Annotated in this window: 28 protein-coding genes and 1 other annotated feature; all 28 genes read right to left on the reverse strand. The window is 30.9% G+C overall.

The features are described from left to right. Positions 1 to 29 precede the first annotated feature (29 nt). Positions 30 to 1,181 carry a lactaldehyde reductase gene (fucO, locus tag ACQRC6_RS07730; RefSeq protein WP_293559835.1) on the reverse strand — a complete coding sequence of 384 codons (1,152 nt, stop codon included), beginning with the start codon at positions 1,179 to 1,181 and terminating at the stop codon, positions 30 to 32. Positions 1,182 to 1,421: 240 nt separating this feature from the next. Further along, positions 1,422 to 3,074, reverse strand: a complete 1,653-nt coding sequence (locus ACQRC6_RS07735) for a DEAD/DEAH box helicase (RefSeq protein WP_293559836.1) — start codon at positions 3,072 to 3,074, stop codon at positions 1,422 to 1,424. Positions 3,075 to 3,220: 146 nt separating this feature from the next. Next, positions 3,221 to 3,511 carry a rhodanese-like domain-containing protein gene (locus tag ACQRC6_RS07740; protein ID WP_293559837.1) on the reverse strand — a complete coding sequence of 97 codons (291 nt, stop codon included), beginning with the start codon at positions 3,509 to 3,511 and terminating at the stop codon, positions 3,221 to 3,223. A 131-nt stretch (positions 3,512 to 3,642) separates the two neighbouring features. Next, positions 3,643 to 4,590 (reverse strand): sulfate/molybdate ABC transporter ATP-binding protein, encoded by a 948-nt coding sequence (locus ACQRC6_RS07745; RefSeq protein WP_427848441.1) that lies wholly within the window; start codon positions 4,588 to 4,590, stop codon positions 3,643 to 3,645. 1 nt (position 4,591) lies between these two features. After that, positions 4,592 to 5,245 (reverse strand): molybdate ABC transporter permease subunit, encoded by a 654-nt coding sequence (modB, locus tag ACQRC6_RS07750; RefSeq protein ID WP_427848442.1) that lies wholly within the window; start codon positions 5,243 to 5,245, stop codon positions 4,592 to 4,594. Continuing rightward, positions 5,242 to 6,039 carry a molybdate ABC transporter substrate-binding protein gene (modA, locus tag ACQRC6_RS07755; protein ID WP_427848443.1) on the reverse strand — a complete coding sequence of 266 codons (798 nt, stop codon included), beginning with the start codon at positions 6,037 to 6,039 and terminating at the stop codon, positions 5,242 to 5,244. Before modA ends, modB begins: the two co-directional genes overlap by 4 nt. Position 6,040: 1 nt before the next feature. Continuing rightward, entirely contained in the window at positions 6,041 to 6,973 is a 933-nt protein-coding gene (locus ACQRC6_RS07760; protein WP_427848444.1) for a molybdenum cofactor synthesis domain-containing protein, read from the reverse strand. 1 nt (position 6,974) lies between these two features. Then, positions 6,975 to 7,946, reverse strand: coding sequence for a GTP 3',8-cyclase MoaA (gene moaA, locus ACQRC6_RS07765; protein ID WP_427848445.1), 972 nt, complete (start codon positions 7,944 to 7,946; stop codon positions 6,975 to 6,977). Then, a complete protein-coding gene (gene moaC, locus ACQRC6_RS07770) occupies positions 7,947 to 8,423 on the reverse strand; it encodes a cyclic pyranopterin monophosphate synthase MoaC (RefSeq protein ID WP_427848446.1) in 477 nt (158 codons plus the stop codon). A gap of 1 nt (position 8,424) precedes the next feature. After that, positions 8,425 to 9,450, reverse strand: coding sequence for a molybdopterin-binding protein (locus ACQRC6_RS07775; RefSeq protein WP_427848447.1), 1,026 nt, complete (start codon positions 9,448 to 9,450; stop codon positions 8,425 to 8,427). Positions 9,451 to 9,510: 60 nt separating this feature from the next. Further along, complete coding sequence (locus ACQRC6_RS07780) at positions 9,511 to 10,119, reverse strand: nucleotidyltransferase family protein (RefSeq protein ID WP_427848448.1); 609 nt, start codon at positions 10,117 to 10,119, stop codon at positions 9,511 to 9,513. Then, the gene (locus ACQRC6_RS07785) at positions 10,116 to 11,078 is read right to left on the reverse strand and encodes an XdhC family protein (RefSeq protein WP_427848449.1); all 963 of its coding nucleotides are present in this window, start codon (positions 11,076 to 11,078) and stop codon (positions 10,116 to 10,118) included. Before ACQRC6_RS07785 ends, ACQRC6_RS07780 begins: the two co-directional genes overlap by 4 nt. Before the next feature lie 27 nt (positions 11,079 to 11,105). After that, a complete protein-coding gene (locus ACQRC6_RS07790) occupies positions 11,106 to 11,750 on the reverse strand; it encodes a GntR family transcriptional regulator (protein ID WP_293559847.1) in 645 nt (214 codons plus the stop codon). Between the two features lie 83 nt (positions 11,751 to 11,833). After that, the gene (locus tag ACQRC6_RS07795; RefSeq protein WP_293559848.1) at positions 11,834 to 13,384 is read right to left on the reverse strand and encodes a BCCT family transporter; all 1,551 of its coding nucleotides are present in this window, start codon (positions 13,382 to 13,384) and stop codon (positions 11,834 to 11,836) included. Between the two features lie 8 nt (positions 13,385 to 13,392). After that, entirely contained in the window at positions 13,393 to 14,889 is a 1,497-nt protein-coding gene (locus tag ACQRC6_RS07800) for an HAL/PAL/TAL family ammonia-lyase (protein WP_427848450.1), read from the reverse strand. A gap of 13 nt (positions 14,890 to 14,902) precedes the next feature. Continuing rightward, a complete protein-coding gene (locus ACQRC6_RS07805; protein WP_427848451.1) occupies positions 14,903 to 17,158 on the reverse strand; it encodes a xanthine dehydrogenase family protein molybdopterin-binding subunit in 2,256 nt (751 codons plus the stop codon). Next, entirely contained in the window at positions 17,148 to 17,993 is an 846-nt protein-coding gene (locus ACQRC6_RS07810) for an FAD binding domain-containing protein (RefSeq protein WP_427848452.1), read from the reverse strand. The genes ACQRC6_RS07805 and ACQRC6_RS07810 overlap by 11 nt, the downstream gene beginning before the upstream one ends. Beyond that, on the reverse strand, positions 17,990 to 18,454 hold the full coding sequence (locus ACQRC6_RS07815; protein WP_293559852.1) for a (2Fe-2S)-binding protein: 465 nt from the start codon (positions 18,452 to 18,454) through the stop codon (positions 17,990 to 17,992). Before ACQRC6_RS07815 ends, ACQRC6_RS07810 begins: the two co-directional genes overlap by 4 nt. Positions 18,455 to 18,934: 480 nt before the next feature. Continuing rightward, a complete protein-coding gene (locus ACQRC6_RS07820; protein ID WP_293558501.1) occupies positions 18,935 to 19,312 on the reverse strand; it encodes a RidA family protein in 378 nt (125 codons plus the stop codon). A 2-nt stretch (positions 19,313 to 19,314) separates the two neighbouring features. After that, entirely contained in the window at positions 19,315 to 19,677 is a 363-nt protein-coding gene (rsfS, locus tag ACQRC6_RS07825; protein ID WP_427848453.1) for a ribosome silencing factor, read from the reverse strand. Positions 19,678 to 19,685: 8 nt separating this feature from the next. After that, positions 19,686 to 20,564: an LCP family protein gene (locus ACQRC6_RS07830; RefSeq protein WP_427848454.1), complete on the reverse strand. Its 879-nt coding sequence runs from the start codon at positions 20,562 to 20,564 to the stop codon at positions 19,686 to 19,688. After that, positions 20,561 to 21,133 (reverse strand): bis(5'-nucleosyl)-tetraphosphatase (symmetrical) YqeK, encoded by a 573-nt coding sequence (yqeK, locus tag ACQRC6_RS07835; RefSeq protein WP_293558506.1) that lies wholly within the window; start codon positions 21,131 to 21,133, stop codon positions 20,561 to 20,563. Before yqeK ends, ACQRC6_RS07830 begins: the two co-directional genes overlap by 4 nt. After that, complete coding sequence (gene nadD, locus ACQRC6_RS07840; RefSeq protein ID WP_293558508.1) at positions 21,123 to 21,731, reverse strand: nicotinate-nucleotide adenylyltransferase; 609 nt, start codon at positions 21,729 to 21,731, stop codon at positions 21,123 to 21,125. The genes yqeK and nadD overlap by 11 nt, the downstream gene beginning before the upstream one ends. Further along, positions 21,731 to 22,018 (reverse strand): ribosome assembly RNA-binding protein YhbY, encoded by a 288-nt coding sequence (gene yhbY, locus ACQRC6_RS07845; RefSeq protein WP_293558510.1) that lies wholly within the window; start codon positions 22,016 to 22,018, stop codon positions 21,731 to 21,733. The genes nadD and yhbY overlap by 1 nt, the downstream gene beginning before the upstream one ends. Before the next feature lie 18 nt (positions 22,019 to 22,036). After that, complete coding sequence (obgE, locus tag ACQRC6_RS07850; RefSeq protein ID WP_427848455.1) at positions 22,037 to 23,305, reverse strand: GTPase ObgE; 1,269 nt, start codon at positions 23,303 to 23,305, stop codon at positions 22,037 to 22,039. A gap of 156 nt (positions 23,306 to 23,461) precedes the next feature. Next, the gene (gene rpmA / locus ACQRC6_RS07855; RefSeq protein ID WP_293558514.1) at positions 23,462 to 23,761 is read right to left on the reverse strand and encodes a 50S ribosomal protein L27; all 300 of its coding nucleotides are present in this window, start codon (positions 23,759 to 23,761) and stop codon (positions 23,462 to 23,464) included. Position 23,762: 1 nt separating this feature from the next. Further along, positions 23,763 to 24,092 carry a ribosomal-processing cysteine protease Prp gene (locus ACQRC6_RS07860; RefSeq protein ID WP_293558516.1) on the reverse strand — a complete coding sequence of 110 codons (330 nt, stop codon included), beginning with the start codon at positions 24,090 to 24,092 and terminating at the stop codon, positions 23,763 to 23,765. Beyond that, entirely contained in the window at positions 24,092 to 24,397 is a 306-nt protein-coding gene (gene rplU / locus ACQRC6_RS07865) for a 50S ribosomal protein L21 (RefSeq protein ID WP_427848456.1), read from the reverse strand. The genes ACQRC6_RS07860 and rplU overlap by 1 nt, the downstream gene beginning before the upstream one ends. Before the next feature lie 10 nt (positions 24,398 to 24,407). Beyond that, positions 24,408 to 24,475, reverse strand: a sequence feature (ribosomal protein L21 leader region). Positions 24,476 to 24,541: the final 66 nt, after the last annotated feature.

Raw genomic sequence — 24,541 nt, forward strand, 5'->3', positions numbered from 1 at the left:
CCTTTATTTATATTTTATTTTACTTGTTTCTATATAAGTTTCTTATAAAGTTCAATTATTTCTTCTTTTGTAGGATCTTTTGGGTTTCCTGGTCTACATGCGTCATCCATAGCTGATTGAGCTAAAAATTCTATATCTTCTTCTTTAACTATATCTTTTAAATCTTCTGGGATTTTAACACTTATAGATAAATCTTTTACAGCCTTAACTGCAGCTCTTCGATATTCTTCTTGGCTCATTTCATCCACTTTTTTAACTCCCATAGCCCTTGCTATATCTCTATATTTTTCACCAGTTGCTTCTGCATTATATTCCATAACTGTTGGAAGAAGGATTGCATTTGCAACTCCGTGTGGAGTATCATATAATGCTCCAAGTGGATGAGCCATTGAATGTACTAATCCGAGCCCTACATTTGAAAATCCCATACCTGCAACATATTGAGCTAATGCTAACTTTTCTCTAGCTTCTTTATCATTTTCGCAAGCTTTAGGTAAATATTTTGCTATCAATTCTATAGCCTTAATATGGAACATATCTGAAAGATCATTTGCGTCTTTTGTTATGTAACCTTCTATAGCGTGAGTTAAGGCATCCATTCCTGTAGATGCTGTTAAGCCATATGGCATAGATTCCATCATTTCAGGATCCACTATTGCTGCTACTGGAATTGAATGTGGATCTACACATACCATTTTCTTTTGGCTTTCTTCATCTGTTATAACATAATTTATTGTAACTTCTGCTGCTGTTCCTGCTGTAGTAGGAATTGCAATAATTGGTGTTGAAAGGTTCTTGGTATCAGCTACTCCCTCTAAACTTCTAACATCTTCAAATTCAGGATTTGTATTTATAATAGCTGCACCTGCTGCACAGTCCATTACTGAACCACCACCTATAGCAACTATTCCATCAGCATCAAAGTCTTTTAAAACTTTTAACCCGTCAAGTACATTTTTTATTGACGGATTTGGTTTAATATCTGTGAAATATGTATATTCTAAACCATCAACTTGGTCTAAATATTTTGTTACTTTGTCAGATATCTTGTTTTCTTTTAAGAATCCATCCACAAAAACAACTATTCTCTTTAATCTTTTATCCTCTACTACATCTTTTACTCCAGCTAAAGCACCATATCCATGATAACTTATTGGGTTCAATACAAATCTACTAGGCATTTTTGACCTCCTTATAATTCAGTCACTTTTTAATTTTAAAACTATCTTGCTTTTTAGTTCGTATTTACGTATTTAAAATGTATATACGAATTACTTGCTTATAATATATATTATAGAGTAAACGTTGTCAAGTAATTTTTTAATTTTCTTTATTTTTTTAATTAAAAAATAATACTTAGTGCAAACAAAAACTCCTCTATGTGATTTTTTCACATGAGGAGTTTTTGTAAATTTTTTTAATTATTTTTCTGAATATTCAGCTTTAAGTGATTTGCCTTTGACTTTTTTGCCGTCTAAATCCCTTATTGCATCTTTAATCATATTTTTTGGAATCTCTACAAAAGTAAAGTTTTGCATTATATTAATTTTTCCAATTTCACTTGGAGTTACATTTGTATGCTTGCCTAAAAGCCTAATAATTTCTCGAGAATCAATGCCATCTCTCTTGCCTTTGTTTATAAAAATTTTTGGTCCCTTTATTTTTTTAATTTTGCCATTATTTTTATCTCTGCTTTTTCTATTAGAGTTTTCTGATTTATTGGACTTATTCATTTCAAATTTTTTGCCAAAATCAACTTTATCAAGTTCAGTAATTTTTTTGCTTCTTGAGGACTCGTTCACCATTTTTAAAAGCGATGCGCTTATGTCGTAAAGACTGTAACCTTCTGATAAAAGTTTATTTAAAACTTCTGTGTAATCTACATTGTCTTTAGCTTTTAAAATATTGTTATTAACTTTGTTAAATAAGTTTTCCATATTTTCTTTTTCAACATCATACTTAGTAGGTAGTTCCATCTTTTCCATTTTGATATTTGCATACTTTTCGATTTCTCTAAACTTGGAGTAATCTTTGTTAGTGATAAAAGTAAAGGAAACGCCCTTTTTGCCGGCTCTTGCTGTACGACCAATTCTATGGACATAATACTCTGCTTGTTGTGGAAGGTCATAGTTGAAAACTATGTCAATGTCAGAAACGTCAAGACCACGTGCAGCAACATCTGTTGCGATAAGAATGTCAATTGAGTTATTTCTAAATTTTTTCATGACATTATCTCTTGAAGATTGACGCATATCGCCGTGAAGAGAATCAACTTTGTATCCCCTTTGTGCAATTTCCCCTTCAAGATTTTCAACCATTCTCTTTGTGTTACAGAAAATAATTGCTTTTTTTGGTTTGTTAATTAAAATCAACCTATTTAAAATTTCAGTTTTCATATTTCTGTTTAATTCTAAATAATATTGTTTAATTTTTTCTGCAGTCAATTCTTTCTTTTCAATGATAACTCTTTTGGGATTTTTCTGATATAGTTTAGAAAACTCCTTAATGTTATTGTCAAAAGTTGCCGAGAAAAATAAAGTTTGTCTGTTCCTATTTGTCTTTTCGATAATAGTCTTCATATCATCTCTAAAACCCATATCGAACATTTCATCTGCTTCATCAAGTGTTAAGAATTTCAAATCATCTAGTTTAATAGTTTTTCTTTTCATGTGATCCATAATTCTTCCAGGAGTACCAACGACAATACTTGCACCCCTCTTTAGCTCTTTAAGTTGTTTACCCATATCGGCACCACCATAAATAGCTACGACTTTTATAAATTTTTTGTTTTTTGAAAGTTTTTGCAATTCATTAGAAACTTGTCTAGCTAATTCCCTAGTAGGAACTAAGACAAGAGCTTGCAAACTTTCATAATTATTATCTTCGATTTTTTCAATCATTGGAATACCGAAGGAAGCTGTTTTACCTGTTCCAGTTTGTGCTTGTGCAAGAAGGTCATGACCTTCTAATATTTCTGGAATTGTATTTTCCTGTACTTCCGATGGATTTTCAAAACCCATTTCCTCAATTGACTGTAAAACTTCACTAGATAATTTTAATTCGTTAAATCTCAATATATTCTCCTAATTCTTTTTTTGAACAAAAAAAGACCGAGATTCACTCGGTCCTCAAGTTCTTTCTTTAAGTATTATAACACATAAATAATAAAAAAGCTTGAAATAATCAAATTAAATAAAATAATTTTTCTATCTTTAAATATTTATTTTATTAATTCATTTTTATATTCTAAAATGCCGCCAGCTAAATTAACAGCGTCATATCCAAGTTCACAAAGATAGCTTGCTACTTCGTAAGACCTTCTGCCGCTTCTGCATAAAATATAAATCTCTCTATCCTTTGGAATTTTATTTAAATTATTTGGTACCATCATCATTGGAATATGTATAGCACCCTTAATAGTTCCAGTTTCCTTTAATTCTACATCTTCTCTGACATCAATGATGTAAGCATCTTCGATATTATCAATGTCATTTACATTTATTTCTTTCATTTTTATTATAAAACCCACCTATAATTATTCTAGTTTATGCAGTTTTAGTATATTATTTATAAATTGTTTTTTCAAGAATATTAGAGAATTGATAATATTAATTTTTTAAATTTCTGTTAAAACTAGAAAATTTACAAGTGAATATTAACAAAATTAATAACTTCAATATTTATTTCCGCCCCTATCTTTAAATCTAAATTTGACTTTATTCTAAAGATTTTTTCTGTGTTTTTGTTTTTAACATTATAAAAATATCCTTCTAAGTCATCTTCTTTAGATTCGATGATAAAATTACTGCCATCCTTTATCTTTAAATTTTTTGACTTAATGGCAACATTTGTACCTGGCTTCTCTTTAAATTCAAAATCTTTCCTTTCATCTTGACTTAAAAAAATATCAAAGCCCACAAGTTTAGCTGAATATTTATTTTTAGGATTGAAAAATACTTCTTCTTTACTTCCAAAATCCTCTATATGTCCATTTTTTATTACTAAAGCATCTTCGCTAAATCTATAAACTTCTTCTTTATTATGTGAAACTAAAATAGTGGGTATATCATAATTAGTAATCAAGTCTTTGATGAATTTTTCCATTTCATCTCTCAAGACAGAATCTAATGCTGAAAATGATTCATCTAAAAGAATAACTTCTGGATTTATTGATAACATTCTCGCCATAGCAAGTCTTTGTTTTTGACCTCCAGACAATTTTTTTGGAAATAAATCTTTTTTTTCATATAATCCAACTTTTTTTAATAATTCCTTTGTCTTTTTCTTGTCTTGGCAAACAAAATAAATATTTTTTTCCGCCGTCATATTTGGAAATAAGGCATAAGATTGAAACATATAGCCTACTTTTCTATTTTCTGTTTTCATAGAAAAGGATTTTGAAGAGTCATAATACTTTGTATTAAATTTTATATAGCCCTCATCTGGATCTATAAGACCTGCAATACACTTTAAAATCATAGTTTTCCCAGAGCCCGATTCGCCTAAAATCCCTAAAATTTTATTTTGGCTCTTTACATTAACATCTAAATTAAAATTTCCAATTTGTTTTTTTATGTTTATTTCTATCATACTAATTTTCTCTAAAAAGTTTCTGCGACAATGAATTTGCAAGTATCATTGAACTAAAGGATATAATTACAATGGTTATTGACCATTTGAAAGCTAGCAATCTATTGCCTGCCTGTACTGCAGAATATATAGCTGTGGACATTGTTTGTGTCTTTCCAGGTATATTGCCCGCTATCATTATTGTCGCACCAAATTCACCAAGTGCTCTGGCAAAGGTAAGTATTAAACCAGAAAGCACACCTGGCACTGAAAGTGGTAATAAAATTTTCCAAAAAATTTTCATTTTTGAAATTCCAAGGGTCTTAGCTGCAAATAGTATATCTTCATTAACTTGTTCAAAAGCTCCTAAACTCGTCCTATACATTATTGGAAGACTGACAACTATGGCAGAGATAACTGCTGCTGTTGGAGTAAAAATAATGCTAATTCCTATACTTCCTAAGGCCCTTCCTATTATAGAATTCTTTCCAAATATTATTAACAGAAAAAATCCAACAACAGTTGGCGGAAGAACCATAGAAAGAGTTAGAAATCCATCTACTAAGGAGCTTCCCCTTTTCATATTCATAACTAGATAAGCTAAACCAATCCCCAAGAAAAAATTTATAACACTAGCCAGTAAAGCTGTTAAAAGTGAAATTAATAAGGGGCTCATGCTTCAACTTTGCCAAATCCATACTTTTCAAAAATCTTCATTGCTTCTTCAGATTTTAAATATTGGATAAATTTTTCAGCAAGCTCTTTGTTTTTAGATTCCTTTAAAGGTGCCACAGGATAAATAACTTGTTTGTGTGAATCCTTTGGTGCTGATTCAACTATTTCTACATTTGCATCTTTTAGCATGGCATCTGTCTTATATACAAATCCTGCATCAGCTTCACCAGTGGAAACCCAATTTAAGACTTGTCTAACATCACTTGCATAAGATGTTTTTGAGTTAACTTTGTCTGCTATTTTATAAAAGCTTAAAATTTCTTGTGAATATTGACCTACTGGAACACTTTGTGGATCTCCAAGAGCAACTAGTTTTACCTTATCTGTTGCTAAATCATCAATTGATTTCACTTGGCTTTTATTTTCTTTAGGAGTAATTAAAACTACATCATTTAATAATAAATTCACTTTTTCATTTTCGTCAATAAAGCCTCCTTTAATTAGTGCGTCCATTTGTTTTGAAGATGCAGACATAAATATATCTGCATTTGCTCCTTCTTCTATTTGAGTTTGTAATGCTCCTGAACCACCGTAATTAAGTTTAAAATCTACTTTATTATCCTTGTTAAAGTTTTCAGTAATTTCATTTAATGCATCTTGTAATGAAGCAGCTGCTGATATATATAGTTCGCCACTTTCATCTTTTTTGTCTGAACTTTCTTTTTCATCTTTTCCACAAGCAACTAAACCTAATGCCATTGTAGCAATCAATACAATAAAAAATATTTTTTTCATTTTATTTCCCTCCACAATCTTTTACATTTTCATTTAATATATCTAAACCGTGAATTAGCGGACCTTCAAAAGCTTTAATATTTTCTCTAACAGCTTTTAATGAACCGGGTAAATTTATAATAAGCGACCCTTTCCTAATTCCAGAAACTGCTCTTGACAGCATTGCTTTGTCTGTAAATTTACTACTATATAGTCTCATATTTTCAGCAATTCCAGGTACATTTTTTTCTAAAACATCTAATGTCGCTTCTGGCGTATTATCTCTTGGCGAAAAACCTGTTCCACCAGTAGTTAGAACTAAATTTAATTTTAATTTATCTGTAAAGTTTTTTATAGTTTCAGAAATAATTTCTCTATCATCTGGGATTATTGTTCTAGCTGAAATTTTAAATCCCTTTTCAGAAAAAATTCTTTCGATTTCGTCTCCCGATTCGTCAACTCTTTCTCCTCTCGAACCCTTATCAGAAACTGTAATAATTCCTAATTTATAGGGCGTATAAAATTCAACAGAAATATCATCTCCCTTTTTGAGGACTCCTCCATGCAAAACTCTTGCAAAAACGCCTTCTCTTGGCATAATACAATCTCCAACGCTATTTCTTATGCTACATCCCTTATGACATTCTTTTCCAATCTGTGTAACTTGCAGTCTAACATCTCCTGAAACTATTACAGTGTCGACTTTTATTTTATCAAAATCTAATCCTTTAATTAAAATATTTTCGCCAAATGCCCCTTCAGGAATTTTTATTCCTTCTTTTGTTTTCTCAAATTCTTCAACAGATTCCTTCGACAAAAGTGAAACTTGCCTGTGCCAATTTCCAGCATGTGCGTCATTTAAAAGTCCAAATCCCTTTACAACTTCTACGGACTCTTTTGCGTATTTTTGTGTACCCTTTTTTTCACTTATACATAAAGCACAGATTTTTGGCATTTTACCCTCCTATTTGATTCATATTTTTTTTATCACGTTGAATTAAACTTTCATTCATATGATGCATAAGAGGTTTATTATAAATAATATCTTTAATTTTTTCTCTTAGCTCATTTTCACTTAAAGTATAAATATAGGACCTAATGTTCTCTCCCAAATCATAATAAAGGCAAAGTTTTATAAATCCCGTTGCCGATAATCTAATTCTATTGCATTCACTGCAAAACTTATTATCAATAGCATCTATAAAGCCTATATTAGATCTATAATTTTGAAAAGAATAGTATTCAGCCGGTCCATTTCCCTTTTTTTCACCAATAGGACTAGATTTTCCTAAAATACTTTCAATTATTTGTAGCAATTCTTTTTTGCTATACCCTAATTCTGAATTTGCAATTCCCATGGGCATAATTTTTATAAACCTAATATCAATTGGATTAGCCTTCCCTAAATAAATTAAATTTTCTATATCTTCTCTATCTAAAGGTTTCATGGGAACTGTATTAATTTTTAATCTTTCAAAATTTTCTGCTAAAAGGACTTTAATTCCCCCAAGAACTTTATTGAGAAAATTTCTTCCTGTGATTTCTTCGTATTTAATTGGATTTAAACTGTCTAAACTAACATTAATTCTATCAATTCCCGAGTCAATAAGATTTTTCCCATATTCTTCAAGTAAAACGCCATTTGTTGTTATTGTAACTTCCCCAATGCCTTCTAATTTTTTTAGCTCTTTTACCAAATTACAAACATCTCGTCTTACTAATGGCTCTCCGCCTGTTAATTTAAAATTTTTAATTCCTAGCGATATAAATATTTTGGACAAGATTAAAATTTCCTCATAACTTAAAATATCTTTATGATTAAGTAGTTTTACGCCTTCTTCAGGCATACAATACTTACATCTCAAATTGCATCTATCTGTTAAAGATATTCTAATATAATCAATTTCCCTTCCAAACCTATCTCTCATTTATAAACTCCTATAAAAATCGCCTGACTTTCCTCCCGATTTATGAATAAGTCTAATATTAGAAATTTCCATATTTTTATCTATTGCCTTACACATATCATAAATTGTAAGAAGTGAAACTGAGCAAGCTGTCAAAGCTTCCATCTCTACTCCAGTCTTACCTACTGTTCTAACAGAAACCTCTGACTCAACATAGGATTCTTCTCTATTAATAATAAAATCTATGTCAGAACCAGTTAGCATAAGAGTGTGGCACATAGGAATTAAATCTGATGTCCTTTTACTAGCCATTATGCCAGCAACTCTTGCCACAGCTAAAACATTGCCCTTGCTAACAGTTCCTTCCTCTATCTTTTTTATAACTTCTTTAGATGTGTAAATCCTACCTTTAGCAACTGCAATTCTTTTAGTAATATCTTTTTCAGAAATCTCCACCATTCTTGCCCTGCCGTCTTTATCAAAATGACTTAAATCCATTTTAAACTCCCTTTCCAAAAGAACATTCTGGATATGTGCAAGTTCTGCATTGTAGACAAAGTCCGCCATGTCCCAGCCTTGCAATTTCTTCGGCTTTAACTAAATCTTTTGCAGCTATCCTTGGTAGAATAAGATCAAAAATAGTTGACCTTTCATACATTACACAACCTGGCAAACCCATAATAGGTTTTCCTTCATCTGAATATCCTAAACAAAACATTGCACCCGGAAGCACTGGTGCCCCATAAGTAATTAGATTTTTACTTACATTTGTAATAGCTTTTGGAGTTTTATCATCGGGATCGACGCTCATTCCACCAGTCAAAATAATAATATCTACATCTTTATCAAGCATCTTTTTTATTTCCCTTTCAATGTCGTCACTATCGTCTGAAACTAAAACATGCTCTGTAACTTCTAAATTGTATTTTTTTACTTTTTCTTTTACCACTGGACTAAAAGTATCCTTTATTAAGCCCGAAAAAATTTCTGAACCAGTAGTTATGAGTCCAACTTTTTGATGTATAAAAGGCAAAATATTAAAAATCGGTTCCTTGCCAATCTCTGCCTTTTTAGACTCCATTTTTTCTTTTTCAATTACTAAGGGTATAATTCGAGTTCCAAAAATTTTGTCATCTTCTTTTACCGGCATATTATTATGCCTACTCGCTACCATCATTTGAGGATTTATATTAATTTTTAATAGTCTTTCAATATCAACCTTTAATAATCCATCAAGTTCTGAAAACACATCAAATTTGCCTTCACTAGGACCTTTGGCATACATATTTTCCCCCATGCACATATCTCTTAAATATTCAGCTGCTTGATCTTCGTGGATCATGCCTTCTTCTAATTCAAAAATATATATGTTTTTTTTCCCAATTTTTTTTAAGATTGGAATATCTTCTTCTTTAATAATATGTCCCTTTTTAAACCTTGGTCCTTTAAATTTATCTTTTATAATTTCTGTTATATCGTGACCAAGTACCATGCCAACTGATTTTTCTACTGGAACTTCTTTCATCCCTATAAACCTTCTCCTATAATATGTTAAAATACACTTTTATATTTTATTTATTTCTTTTTAATTTTTCCTATTAAAATAATTTAAAAGACTATTATAATCTTCTAAACTATCAATATCCTTACCTTCTATTTCACTTTCCATTTCAACAGAAATTGAGTTTTTTTCTGTAATAAATATAGAACCGCCCTCATCGCCCTTTAATTCCAAAAGTTTTTCTTTTAATGAGATTGGGATTATAACAGGAGATCCCTTTTTGCCAGCGAATTTAGGAAAAATAATTTTATCAAGATTATTTTCAAATTCATTTAATAATTTAATTACTGATTTTTCTTTTAAAAAAGGTTGATCCGCCATAAAAAACATATAGCCCTTTGAGTCGATTTTTGAATTTTCAATTCCTAACTTTATAGATTCGCTTTTTCCCAAATTTGCATTTGGATTTTTTTCATAATTAATTCCCTTTTTAACTGCGTATTCTATAATCTCAGAATCATTAGTTATAACAATTTTATCCTTAAATGGAATTGACTCAATTAAATCTAAAACATAGGAGTAAATTTTTTTCTCTGCTATTTCAGCCTTTAACTTATTTTCTTTAAATCTCTTTGAATATCCGCTAGCTAAAATAATAGCATTAACTTCATAATTTTTTATTTTATCATTCATACATTTGTCCTATAACTTTCTATAACTTCACCAGCTATGCTTATTGCAATTTCCTCTGGTGTTAGAGCTGAAATTTTCATCCCCACTGGCAAGCGAACTTTCTTTTTATATTCACCTTCTAAGTCCCCGCCTAAAAAATGTTCTCTATACTTTTTAGCTTTTATTTTATTTCCTACAACGCCAATATAATAAGGTTCCTTCTTTAATACACTTTCCAAAACTTTAATATCGTATTTATGCCCTCTAGTCATAATCAATACATAGTCACTTTTTTCAATATCAATAGAATCAAGTTTATCAAAATCTATTACTATCCTTTTAATTTTGTCAAACTCTTTTTGACTTATAAAGTCTTCTCTATCATCAACTACACTTATATTCAACCCTAAAAAATCAAGCACTTTGACAGTGGCTTTAGATATATGTCCTCCTCCAAAAATAAAAACCCTCATAGGTCTTTTTATTTTTATCTTAAATAAATTTCTCTCTGGATTTTCTTCCCCTGTAAATGGAAATAATTCTCCATCGATTTCAATTGAAATTCCAAAATTAGAATCTTCCTTTGAAATATCATATACAAGATAAACATTATGATCCTCTACTTCTGATATAAGTTTCTCAAAATATTCCTCATTTTTGTAATTTTCTATGTCTATATATTGAAAATGAACTCTAGTCTGTCCGCCACATACCATTCCATTCTCAGCAGCAACCTCTTTAGAAACTTCATAAAATTGTTGATCACATTTTTTTGTAGAAATTAAATTTTTTGCATGATTTATAGCTTGAAATTCCTGTTCTCCGCCACCAATAGTGCCTGAGTAATATCCCTTTTCAGTTATTAACATAGTTGCTCCAACTTCTCTTGGAGCAGAACCATGCTTAAAAATTATAGATGCCATTACAAAGGGTTCTTTTTTTCTACACAAGTTTATAGCATCTTTTATAATATCTATCAAATTATCATCCCTTCAAAAATATTTCTATTACTCACTATAATTCATGTCAATTACTCCCTTATTAAAATGATTTTTTAATAATTTTTTTACTTCTGACATGTCATTTTTTTTAGTATACTCTAGCATAAGTTTGTGATCTTCGAAATGTTTATCTTTAAATACTTTCTTATTATATGAAGACGTTAGTATTAATAAATCAGATAAGTCGTCAAATTCTCTTATTAAATATTTATTATTTGTAGCAACGACAAATTGTCTGTCAAAGTTTATTGATGTCCGTATATATTTGTAATCAAATTTATTGTTGTTATCATGTTGTTCCTTATTTGCTTCAAATGCTTTTTCCAGCAGTTGTTCCAAATATTTTTCTTGATTGTTTTCTAAAATAATATTTAACGCACCTAAAAGTAATATTAAAATCGTGTTATTAAGATCAATTATTTCTTTTTCAGATAATGAAATTACTTTATACTTATTGTTTTCTTTTATTTCAATGAGTCCTAATGAGTATAAAGATGATAATGCTTCTCTAATAGGAGTATTGCTTACAGAAAATTCTCTAGTTAGTTCAGATATATTGACATCTTGGCCTAATTTATATTCCTTAGTTAAAATCTTTTCTTTTATCAAATCAAAAACTTGTTCTCGAATGCTCATTCTACTTATTTTCATTAAAATACTCCTTAAATTCTTCAAACACTATAAATTCAATATAACTTTAAACACCGTTAAGCATTTAAAGTTATATTTTCATTCTATTCTATTATATCATCAAAGAAGAAAGTTTTAATTGCAGAAATTACTTGTAGAATAAAGATAAATAATACTACAAAGCCTCCCGCTGCCGCTAAATCTTTAACTCCTTGAACCCCTTGCTCTCCGCCGCCAAATGCAGCCATTATTATAGCTATACAAGCTATTGTACAACCCCAGATTATTTTCATAAGTCCTGGAGCTTCAGAACCTATAGGAATATTTTTCATACACATTGATGCAATAGATGTTGAAGTTGCATCTGCAGCTGTAACAAAGGACATCAATATTACAAATAAGTTTATAGGTATTATTATAAATGATAGTGGCAAACTTTTTATAAATTCAAACAATGCCATTGTTGCATTAGTATTTGCAATAGCACTAACTAGGTCGAGTTTACCATTCATTTGCATAAATAAAGCGTTGTTGCCCCAAACTCCAAACCAAATTATTCCAAAAATTGCTGGTAATAATAAGTTTATTGTCAAAAATTCTCTAATTGTTCTACCATAAGAAATTTGTGCTAAAAATATTCCTGTTACTGGTGCATAAGCAATCCAAACTGCAAAGTCAAATAATGTCCATGATCTAACGAGAGGTTCTCCACCAATGTCTATTGGGTCTAATCCCCATTTCCAAAAATTATTTAACCATTCAGCCATACCTGCTGTTGAGTTTCTTAAAATGAATAAAGTTGGTCCAACTATAAATAAGAAAATCAACAATCCATAGTAAAAATAAGCATTTAAGTTTCCAACTTTTGCCAATCCTTTACTTAATCCTGCATATGAGGACATACAAAATAAAATTACTATTAAAACTCCAATACCTATAAATAATGGCATCGTTGGTTCAATTCCATATCCTGATTTTAGTCCCGTTGTTAAAAGAACTAAACATACAGTGAATCCAGAGGACAAACCTAAAGCTACACCAAGCATTGATAAAACATCAATTACTGTTGAAGCTTTTGAAGTCTTTATTTTTTCTCCAAACAAAGGCGTAAGAGTAGCTGTAACTGACAATTGTTGTTTCTTGTTAAAATACATATAAGCAGTTAATACGCCAATAAGTGCATAAATAGCATAAGGTGCAAAAGTCCAGTTGTAAAAACACCTTCCCATAGCAAATCTCAATGCTTCTTCAGAAAAGGGACGTATATTTAATTTGTCTAATTCTCCCCATATATTTCCATAATAAATTAAGGGTTCGTTAACTCCCCAAGTTACTATACCCGTAGCAACCCCACCAGTTAATGTCATTGCAAACCAAGTTTTAAAGGAGTACTTTGGTTTTGCATCAGCTCCACCCAATCTAATTTTTCCAACTTTAGAAAACAATATTACAAAAGTTAGAATAAGTACGAATATTGTTAAAATTTGATATAACCATCCAAAATTATCTAAGGACCAAGTAAAAATTTTATTTGATATTGTAGACAATGCTTTGTTGTTTACAAGACCAATTATTGCAGCCGACAATATAAGTATGAACCCTGGTATAAATACTTGCCATCTTATCTCTTTTTTGTTTAAATTTTTATTTTCCATATTTTACCTCATATATTTAATAATTCTTTTGATTTAATACAATCATAGGCTTTTTTAATATCTTTAGATATATTTCTATCTTTATCATAGTATTTAACATACCTTCTAAAAATTTCGTAAGCTTTTTTAGTACCCTTGCCAAGCTTAATATCCCCTCTCAAATCTATTGCTTGACAAGCGTGTATTGCCTCTATTCCCAATATGTAATAAATATTATCAAGCACTTGCATTATTTTGTAACATGCCAATGGTAAATTTGATGCGTGATCTTCAATTCCGCCAGCTAGTGCGTAAAAATCCATTGAAGATGGATTAGCAAGCCCTCTGTTTTGAGTATCTAACATAGTATAAGTTTTTTGAATAGTACCAAAAGCAATCGTTGTTACTTCTTTAGGAGTTAAAAATCTTGTAAGACCTGTAAAACTTGGGTCTGCAAGTTTTATCATTCTATAACATGAAGTCTTTGATAGGTGACTTAATGCAGTTGCTATCATTTCAACCCCAACAGCAAGAGATGTTACTTCAAAATTTGAACTTACAAAAGAAGAACCTTCTTCTAATACTATACATGGATTGTCATCAGTGGAATTCATGGCAATTAGCAATTGCTTTTCGACATAATCCAAAACATCATATATTGAACCGTTTATAGCATGTGCACATCTAAAACATAAAGGATCTTGAAGTGCCCTATTTTCATCATAATCATAGAGATAACTTCCCTCTAAAAACTTTCTGCACATTTTTGCAGATTCAATCTGACCTTTAAAACCTCTAAGTGCATTTACATCTTCACGAAGCTGCTCCGTAACTCCATTTAATCCTTCTAAACTCATGCAAAAAATTAAATTTGTCATTTTTACAAGTTCTCTTACTTCTTTTATTATAGTGGCAGCCATTGCCTCGCCCTGTGCATTTGAAGAAACAATACTTAATCCATCTTTTGGTCCTAATTTTGCAGGTTTTAAACCTATTCGTTCCATAGCAAGTTTTGAATTAATAATTTTACCATTGAAACTAACATCTTCTTCTCCAATAAAAGCTAGTCCAATATGAGATAAAGTTGTAATATCTGCTTCTCCAATAGAAGAACGCATTGGAATCCTTGGATGAATTCTATAATTTAAAAACTTCTTATAATGTTCAAGCAAATCTAAGCTTAATCCCGTACAACCGATCAAAGCCTTATTAAGTCTTATCAATAAAATAGTTCTTACTTGTTCATCTGTATGATAGGGACCAACTCCCAAACAATGTGAATTTAAAAGATTTTTATTATACTGCTCAAAAAAATCCTCATCAAATTCTTTGTCTTTATTCCAGCCCACACCTCTATTTAAGCCGTAAACTGGTTTTCCCTCTGCAGCCATGTCAAACAAAATTTGTCTAGCTTTTTTAACTCTTTCCTTTGCTTCTTCAGATATATCTACTAGCCTATTTTCATATGCAACTTGATATATTTCTTCCAAGGACAATGCTTCTCCCTTTAAAATAAGTTTTTCCATTTTTTCACCTCTCTTAATTTTTTTCACTTAATGCTTCTATAATTTTTTCTGGAGTTGCCGGATAATTAGTTATATTAGTTCCCAAAGCATGATTAATTGCATTTATTATTGCCGGTGCAGGTGCAACAGCTGATATTTCTCCTACACTTTTAATTCCATAAGGTGCTGTTTTATCATGTGTTTCCACCAAAACTACTTCTACCTCTGGCATATCCCATACATTAATGACATGATATTTTGATAATGTCGAGTTTTTAAAATAACCTTTATTATCTATTTCAATATCTTCTGATAGAGCCATCCCTATTCCAAATTCTGCCCCACCTTCTATTTGCCCTTCTACAAGTGCTGGATTAATCGCTTTTCCAATATCGTGAACGCAAACTAATCTTTCAACTTTAACAAATCCTGTTTTTTTATCAACTCTAACTTGAGCAAAATCTGCTGCAAATACTGCAGGATTTCCCTTTGGTATGTGTTTTACATATACTGAAGTATGATCGCATAAATTTTTTTCTCTAATCTGTGAAATTTCTCCATAGCTAAATTTTTCATCGCTATTTTTTATTTTTACAAATCCATTTTCAACATACATATCTTCAATTTTTATGTTTTTAACTTTATTTAAAGTGTCAAATAACAAATCAATTAATTTTTCAGAAGCTTCTTTCAAAGCCCCTCCTGCTACAAAACTCACTCTACTAGCTTGAGTTCCCGCAGCATCGTATGGTGTAATGAAAGTATCCGCTTCAGTTATAAATATATTTTTAGGATTTAAGTTAAGAGCTTCTGCCGCAACTTGTTTTAATGTTTGTAAAGTTCCACAGCCTTGTTCATGAGCAGCTATTTTACACAAAACATTTCCATCGGCATTTAAAACCATCTCTACATTTATAAAATCGGGAAAAGCTCCAAGATAACCATTGCCATGAGATGCACAAGCCATTCCAATGCCATAGGCATATCTATCTGTGTTTTTGTTTTTTAAGTTTTCATAATTGTACTTCCAATTTATTTTTTCCATACCTGCAATTACACATCTTTTAATACCAGCGTCACCAATATTAGGCCCTCCTACTGGATCCTCACAGTATGGATCTACTAAATTTTTAAGTCTAAGTTCACATGGATCCATCCCTATTTTTCTAGCAACATTGTCCATGTTAATCTCTGAAATTGCATGAGCCTGTGATCCTCCGTAGGACCTAAAAGCTCCACCTGGTAAAGTATTAGTATAATATGCAGTACCCTTAACTTCTTGATTGTAAATTTTATATAATCTAAAAAGTTTTTTTGCATATGCATTTACAATGCTAGAAGCATTTGTAGCATAAGCTCCTCCAGCAACAAGAGTGTCAATTTTTCTACCTAAAATTTCTCCATCCTTATTCACCGCAGTTTTAATATGAATTCTCATTGGATTTCTAGTAGTTGTTCCCTTTATAGTTTGTTCCCTGTCCATATAAATTTGAACTGGTCTCTTTTCAGAATAGGCAACAAAACCTGCAATAAACTCAAGCATAGGTTGTTGTTTGCCACCAAAAGAACCTCCCATATTAGCTTTTTTAACTCGTATTTTACTATAAGGTAAATTCAAAATTCTGCTCAAGTGCATCTGTATAGCAAATACTATTTGACTTGCGCTAGATACAACTAAATTTCCAAATTCATCAACAGTGGCCATAGCAGAATGTGTTTCTATTGCCAAATGATGAGTTCTACTTGTGTTTCCCTCGTCTTCTACTATATAATCTGCTTCTTCAAAAGCTTTTTCAACATCTCCACATGATTTAGTGTTTTCATAAGCTACATTTGTATTACCTGTGATAATATTTACATCTTCCATTGCATCATCAATAGTTGCTACTACTGGAAGTTCTTCGTAGATAACCACAACTTTTTTTATTGCTTCTTCTACACTTTCTATGCTATCTCCTAATACTAAAGCTATTCTATCTCCCACAAATCTAGCTCTGTCGTTTAAAATCATTTCATCTTTTACACCATTTATACCAGTAAACCATTCCATGGAATTGTATTTATTATGAGGTACATCTTTATAGGTTAGTATTTTATATATTCCCTTAGTTTTTAGAGCCTTTGAAAAATCAAACTTAAAATTTGCATGAGGTTTTTCACTTAAAACTAATTTGCCGTATAACATATCATCATATTTTATGTCTGTTACATATTTTGTTATTCCTCGAACGCGATCATAAGCATCATCTCTTATTAATCTTTTTCCCACATATTTCAAATCATTTTTCATAACTTATCAATTCCTCGAGCATATCCTCTAATAATCCTTGTATAGCAACTCTCTTATAATACTTAGAACTTCTTTCTGGAATAGCTTTCTCAATCTCATTAAATCCAATTTGTTGTAGAATTTCCAAGTTTATATTTTTAAAATCGTGATTAGCAAAAACTTTTTCTAAATCAAGTGCCCTAACAGGTTTAACCCCAACAGCACCTAAAAAAATTCTAGTATCTTTCTTTCCATCTTCATTTAAAATAAAATTCATAGCACAACTAATTTTAGAAATTGTTACTCCTGTACGAGACCCAATTTTATTAAAAATATTTAATCCCTTCTTTTTAGGTATTATTATTTCTTTAATAATTTCATTTTGACTTAAAATTGTTTTCTCTCTTCCAATAATGAAATCCTCAATAGAAACAATCTTTTCATTTTCCATTGAATCTAAAATTTTAATTTTTGCATCTAATGCAAAAAGAGCCAAAACACAATCTGCACTTTGAGATGCATTGGCAACATTTCCACCAATAGTCGCAAGATTTCTAATTTGATTTGAACCTAATTTATAAGCAGCTTTATAAAGAGACCTGAGATTTTCTTTAATTCTTTTCTCATTAATAATTTCTGTCATAGTCATAAGAGGCCCTATATAAAAATTAGAATCATCTTCCTTAAATCCCTTTAATTCATTTATCTTTGTAATTTCAATGATATTGTAATTGACAATTTTTTTATTCTTTATTTTTATTATTAAATCAGTTCCTCCAGCAAGGATATAATAATTGTCGCCCTTATTTTCTAAAATATAACAAAGTTCACTTAAATCCTTTGGTGCGAATATCATTTTTCCACCTCTTTACAAGCTTTTTCAATAGCTTCTAAAATTTTCATAAATCCAGTACATCTACAAAGATTTCCCTCAATATATCTTTTTATCTCATAAGTTGTTGGGTTTATATTATGTAACATCAAAGATTTTGCACTCATAATAAAACCCGGAGAACAGTAACCACATTGAACAGCGCCACATTCCACGAACTTTTTTTGCAAAATATCCAACTGACCATCGTGTTCTAATCCTTCAATGGTTATAACTTCTTTACCATCCAACTGTGCTGCAAGCATCGTGCACGATGTAACCGCTAACGAATCCACTAATACAGTGCATGCTCCACACTCGCCCTCGCTACAACCTTCTTTAGTTCCTGTTAGTCTTAAATCATTTCTAAGTAAATCTATTAATCTTTTCTTTTCGTCTACATCAAAATTATAGATTTCACCATTAACTTTTAAACTTATTTTCATTTTCTCACCTAAATTTTATTTTAATCAATATGCATCGTGCACACTTTAATACAATATAATATAAATGTGTTTTAAATAGTATACCACCAATTTAAATCGTTTTCAAACTATTTTTAACAATCTTTTCTTATTATTTTATCCCTCAATTAAAAACTCTTCCCGGGCATTTAATTTAACTTATATACTATTTATTAATTTTTTTAATTTCTTTATTTAAGTTTATTTGTAAATATTTTCTTTTGCTTACTTTTCATAATTCATCTCACAATATCAAATTTATTTGATTTATTACATACATGAAATTTTCACTCATTTATAAAAATATGTATATTAGATATTAACCTTAAATTTTTAGTAAACTTTATAGCTTTCTAGCTTTTTCTCAATCAAATTCTTAATGCTATAAAAAGTATAAGTAAAAAATACTTCTCTCTTGCAATTTGTGATATTAAAAAAGACCCCAAAGGGCCTATTTAAAGTTTATTTTACTGCTATTGCTTCGATTTCAAGAAGACCATTTTTTGGAAGTTTGGCTACTTCAACACATGATCTTGCTGGTTTATGTTCAGAAAAATATTCCGAATATACTTCATTTACTGCTGCAAAATCGTTTACGTCGTCTAAGAATATATTTACTTTTACAACTTTATCCATACTTGATCCTGCTTCTTCTAGGATAGCTTTAATATTATCAAGACTTCTTGCAGTTGCTTTTTTAATGTCGTCAGTGATAAGTTCTCCTGTTTCAGGAATTAGTGGAAGTTGTCCTGATGTAAAAATAAATCCATTTACTTCTGTAGCTTGTGAATAAGGACCTACTGCTGCAGGTGCTTTGTCTGTGTGTAGAATTTTAACCATTGTTATTCCTCCTCATTTTCATGGTTATGGTTTTCTTTGTTTCCGTTATCTTCCCACAATCTTTCGAGATTATAATATTCTCTTTCATCCTTGTGGAATACATGTACTATTATATCACTAAAATCTAAAATTATCCATCTACTAGAGTTTTTTCCTTCACTGTGAATTGGTTCTTCCCCTTGTTCAGATAGTTTTTCGTCAATTTCACGTGCTAGGGCATCTACTTGTGCTGATGAATTTCCGCTAACGATTACAAAATAATCTGCGATAGAAGTCATTCCCCTTATATCTAAAACTTTTGTATCAATTCCCTTTTTTGATTCACATGATTTAATAATAATATCTAACTTTTCTTGTACTGTCATTTTACCTCCTATTTAAAATTATTTTCTAAAAGCATTACCTTTGTTTTATTTTCATTTGGTATGAAGTAAGATACTCCTCCAATATATTTTGGCGTGCCAGGAAGTGTATTTGTCGTGATATCTTCCGTTCCTATGCCACGCATATTTATTGCTACTTTAACTAATTTTTTTACTGGAATATTATTCTCAGAATAATTTACATAAGAGCCTAGAAGTAGTGGCGATTTAATTAATGTCTTTGGCTCCTTCATTTTTGACAAAAGCGCTGACATAAACTGTTGCTGTGCCTTTACTCTTCCAAGGTCGGCATCTTTGTAGCCCTTTCTAAATCTTAAAAATCCTATTGCATCGTGTCCATTTAATGTCTGCGTCCCTTCTCTAATGTCTATCTTTAGAGGTGGATCAGCCGTTGGATCTTCGTATTTCATATCAATTGGAACATCTACTGTAACTCCTCCAATTTTATTTACTACATCTTCTACGAACCTATAATCCACTGTTACATAATATTTTATATCTGTGCCAAGAAGATTGTTTACTGTGTCAAGGGTTAGCTTACTCCCCCCGTATTTGAAGGAGTGGTTAATCTTTGTCTTTTTATATCCTTTGATTTTTGTATAAGTATCTCTAGGTATAGAAATAATATTTACTTTTTTGCTTTTTCCATCCACATTTACTACCATAATGGTGTCAGATCTTGCGTTATCTGCTTTTTTTGAATCCAAGGAATCTACTCCAAGCATTAAAAATTGGAGGTCTTCTCCCCCTTGATCTACCTTGTTGGTATCTTCGTTTCCAATGAAATAAAAATAACCTGCAATGCCAGCAAGCGCCAATATTAAAATCACAATTATAGTTGTGAAAAAGGCTTTAAAAAAACTTTTCATGTGTCTATCTCCTTATAAAAATTTCTAGCAAGAACAGTCATTGGAACAATGTAACTATCCCTTTCTACTAAAAATCTTAGAGTGTTATTTAGTGCGAAATACATGGCTGCGTTCAAATCTTTTTTTGAAAGTTCCCTTGCTTTTTCCACACCGTCAAAATTTCTCATTGGCTCAATATAATCCGCCAAAAAAATTATTTTTTCAAGATCAGACATATTTACTCTGCCAGTAGTATGATAGGCTATGGCATTTAAAATGTCTTCGTCTTCTATTCCATAAAATTTGCTTGCGAACAATGCTCCAAGATGTGAGTGGATAATTTGTGGAGCTTTTTGCATTTCTCTCGTAATGAGAAGTTTATTTTCTTTAGCTGTCTTTATAAGACAATCTTTATCCCTTATTTTTGCACAATCATGTAAAAATCCAGCAATTTCTGCTTTTTCCACATCTACTCCGTGAATTTTTGCAAGTTCCATTGATGTATCTTTAACTCTAATTGTGTGAAGAAATCTTTTTTCGCCAATTCTTTCGCGAATTTCTGATTCATATTTTTTAAAATTATAATTCAACCTTGTAAAACCCGCTTTCCTTAATATAATTCACTACTTCTTCAGGAATTAAATATTTAACAGATTTTTTATCTTTAATTCTTTCTCTAAGCTCAGTGGAAGAAATTTCGTAGAGGGGCGTGTGAATTATTTCCACCTTTGTGCCATAATTCTCTCGCAAAAATTTTAATTCTCTATTTATCTCTTCAATGTCAATGTATTTAGGTCTAAGTGCCACTACAAATTCAATTTCCTTGGAAAGTTCTTCAATTTTTTTCCAAGTTTTAAGTTGAAATAAAGTGTCGAGACCAATTAAAAAATATAATTTTTCTTCTTTATAAATTTTTTTCAGTTCTTTAACTGTATCAACTGTGTAAGATAATTTCACGCGATTAGTCTCTATATCACTTATCTCAAAATTTGGATTAGATGAAATGGCAAGTCTTACCATCTCATACCTATCTTTTGCTGATACATCTAAATCCTTGTGTGGAGGACTGCCAGTTGGAATAAAAATAACTTTATCCAAATTAAGTTCTTCCTTTAAATATTCACAAATCATTAAATGACCATAGTGAATGGGATTAAAGGTTCCTCCAAAAATTCCGTATTTTTTCATTATAATTCTATTTTTTTGTTTTCCTTAGACTCTCTATAAATTGTAAGTTTTTTGCCAATTTTTTGTACAAATTCAGCGCCCGTTGCATCAATTATTTCGTCAACTATTTCATCAACTTCAACTGGTGCATTTTGCAAAACCTTTATTTTTACAATTTCATGATCTTCTAAAAGTTTATCTATTTGATTTAAAAATCCTTCATTTATGCCATCTTTTCCCAATTGGATAAGTGGATCCATGTTGTGAGCAAGGCTCTTTAAGTGTGATCTTTGTTTTCCTGTTAACATTCTATCTCCTATATATTTTTATTCAAAAAACTCAAATTCGTAACCGCCGATAAATACTGAACAGCCATCTTCAGCGCCAAGTTCTTCCAATTTTTCAACTACTTTATTCTTTCTAAGATTTTCTTGGAAATATTTAAGTGAATCGTAATCGTCAAAATTTGTTGAACGAAGAAGTTTGTCAATATAAGGCCCTTCAACAAAGTATTCGTCATTATCTTTAAATACCTTTATTCCTTCTTCTCGTTTAATTTCCTCAACATACTCTTCATCGTAGGTTTCGTAATCGTTGTAATCAACTTCTTTTAGACTATTATATGTTAGCTTCATTAATTTGTCCAAATTTTTTGTCGTGGCACAAGAACCTGCAATAATTTCATATTTTTCGCCAAGTTCTTCTTCTAACTTCTTAAGATTTTCTTCGGCTCCTGGCATATCCATTTTGTTTGCAAAAATAATTTGTTTCTTTTCGCCAAGTTTTTCATTATATTTTACAAGTTCTTCATTAATTTTGTAGAAATCTTCAACAGGATCTCTGTACTCTGAGCCAGAAATGTCAATTACGTGAATTAAAATTCCAGTTCTTTCAACATGTTTTAAAAATTCATCGCCGAGACCAATCCCCTCTGATGCACCTTCAATAAGTCCAGGAATATCTGCAATTACAAAGGACTCCCCTTCTCCAACTTTTACAACCCCAAGGTTTGGAGTAAGTGTGGTGAAGTGATAATTTGCAATCTTTGGAGTTGCCGATGTTACTATGGAAAGAAGTGTTGACTTTCCTACATTAGGAAACCCAACAAGCCCTACATCAGCTAGAAGTTTTAATTCTAATATTACTTCTCTCTCTTCTCCAGTGTTTCCAGCTTGTGCAAAAGCTGGTGCTTGTCTTGTTGAAGTTTTAAACCTCGCATTTCCCAGTCCACCTTTGCCGCCTTTACATACAGTAACAGACATATTATTTTCCTTTAAATCGTAAATGACGCCCTTTGTGTTTGCATCTCTAATTAGAGTGCCAACGGGAACTTTTAGTATTATATCTTCGCCATCTCTTCCAAATTTTAATTTGTTCATGCCGTTTTGTCCATTTTCGGCTTTGTATTCTCTTTTATATCTAAAATCCATCAAGGTGTGAAGTCCAGAGTCCGTCATTACAATTACATTTCCGCCTCTTCCACCGTCGCCACCAGCAGGTCCACCAGCTGGTTCATATTTTTCTCGTCTCCAAGCGACAGCACCATCTCCACCTTTTCCGGCTTTTAATTTTATTTTTGCTATATCTATAAACATTTTTACCTCGCATTTTTTAAAATTATATCATAGAATCAACACAGAATTGTAGTGAAAACTTGAACCTTATGTTAAATATGTAAAATCTTGGTGAAATTTTAGATTTTACAAAGAAATAAAGCAAAAAATAAAAGCAAGGTTTCCCTTGCTTTATCTTTATGCTAATTCAACTTTTTCTTCTTCATAAACATTAGCAAATTTCTTTCCGCCTTTGCCCTTAGTTGTGAATCTTACAATTCCATCAGCTGTGGCAAATAGAGTGTCATCAGAACCCCTCATAACATTTTCGCCTGGATGAATTTTAGTTCCTCTTTGTCTAACAAGAATATTTCCTGCTAATACAAATTGACCGTCTCCTCTTTTAACTCCAAGTCTCTTTGAGTTTGAATCACGACCGTTCTTAGAAGAACCTGCTCCCTTTTTTGAAGAAAAAAGTAATAAATCAAATTTAATCATTTTACACCTCCACATTCTTTAGTGTCAAATATTCTGGGTAAGCTTCATCAATGAGCTCTATCCCCATTATCATAAATTCAAAACAAGTTTGAATATCTTTTCTTTTAAAAACATTACTATTTAAAATTTCTATTTTTAACAATCCGTCACCTTGTATGTCCACAATTTCACTTTCACTAACCCCCAATTTATTTATAAGTGTAAAATAAAAAGTTTGAGTGAGAGTTGAAATACTAGAGCAAACAATTTTATCAAATTCTCCCTCAGCGTGTCCACAAGACTTAAATCCATAGTAATAATCGCCTTTTTTGTAAAGGTCTATACTAGTCATTAGTTAATACCTGAAATTTCAACTAAAGTGTATGGTTGACGGTGTCCGTTTTTCTTTCTTTCGTTTTTCTTAGATTTGTATTTATAAACAATAACTTTTTTGTTTTTTCCTTGAGCTAATACTTTACCTTCAACTTTTGCACCATCAACAAAAGGAGCACCAATTTTAGGTTCATCTCCAGATACAAAAAGAACTTTGTCAAAAGTAACAGTGTCGCCTTCTTTTACATCTAATTTTTCAACTTTAATTTTGTCACCAGCTTCAACAACATATTGTTTTCCGCCTGTTTCAATAATTGCGTACATTGTAGCACCTCCTCATTACAAGACTCGCCATTATAGGCACCCTAGTTTAAAACCTATTCTGTGCGGTTACATCAATGTATTTTATCACATGAACTAATCTTTGTAAAGAAAATTTTATGGTTTTGTTTGCTTGCTCTTTATTTA

It is taken from the genome of Peptoniphilus sp. SGI.035, assembly GCF_050315115.1.
GTDB lineage: Bacteria > Bacillota > Clostridia > Tissierellales > Peptoniphilaceae > Peptoniphilus_A.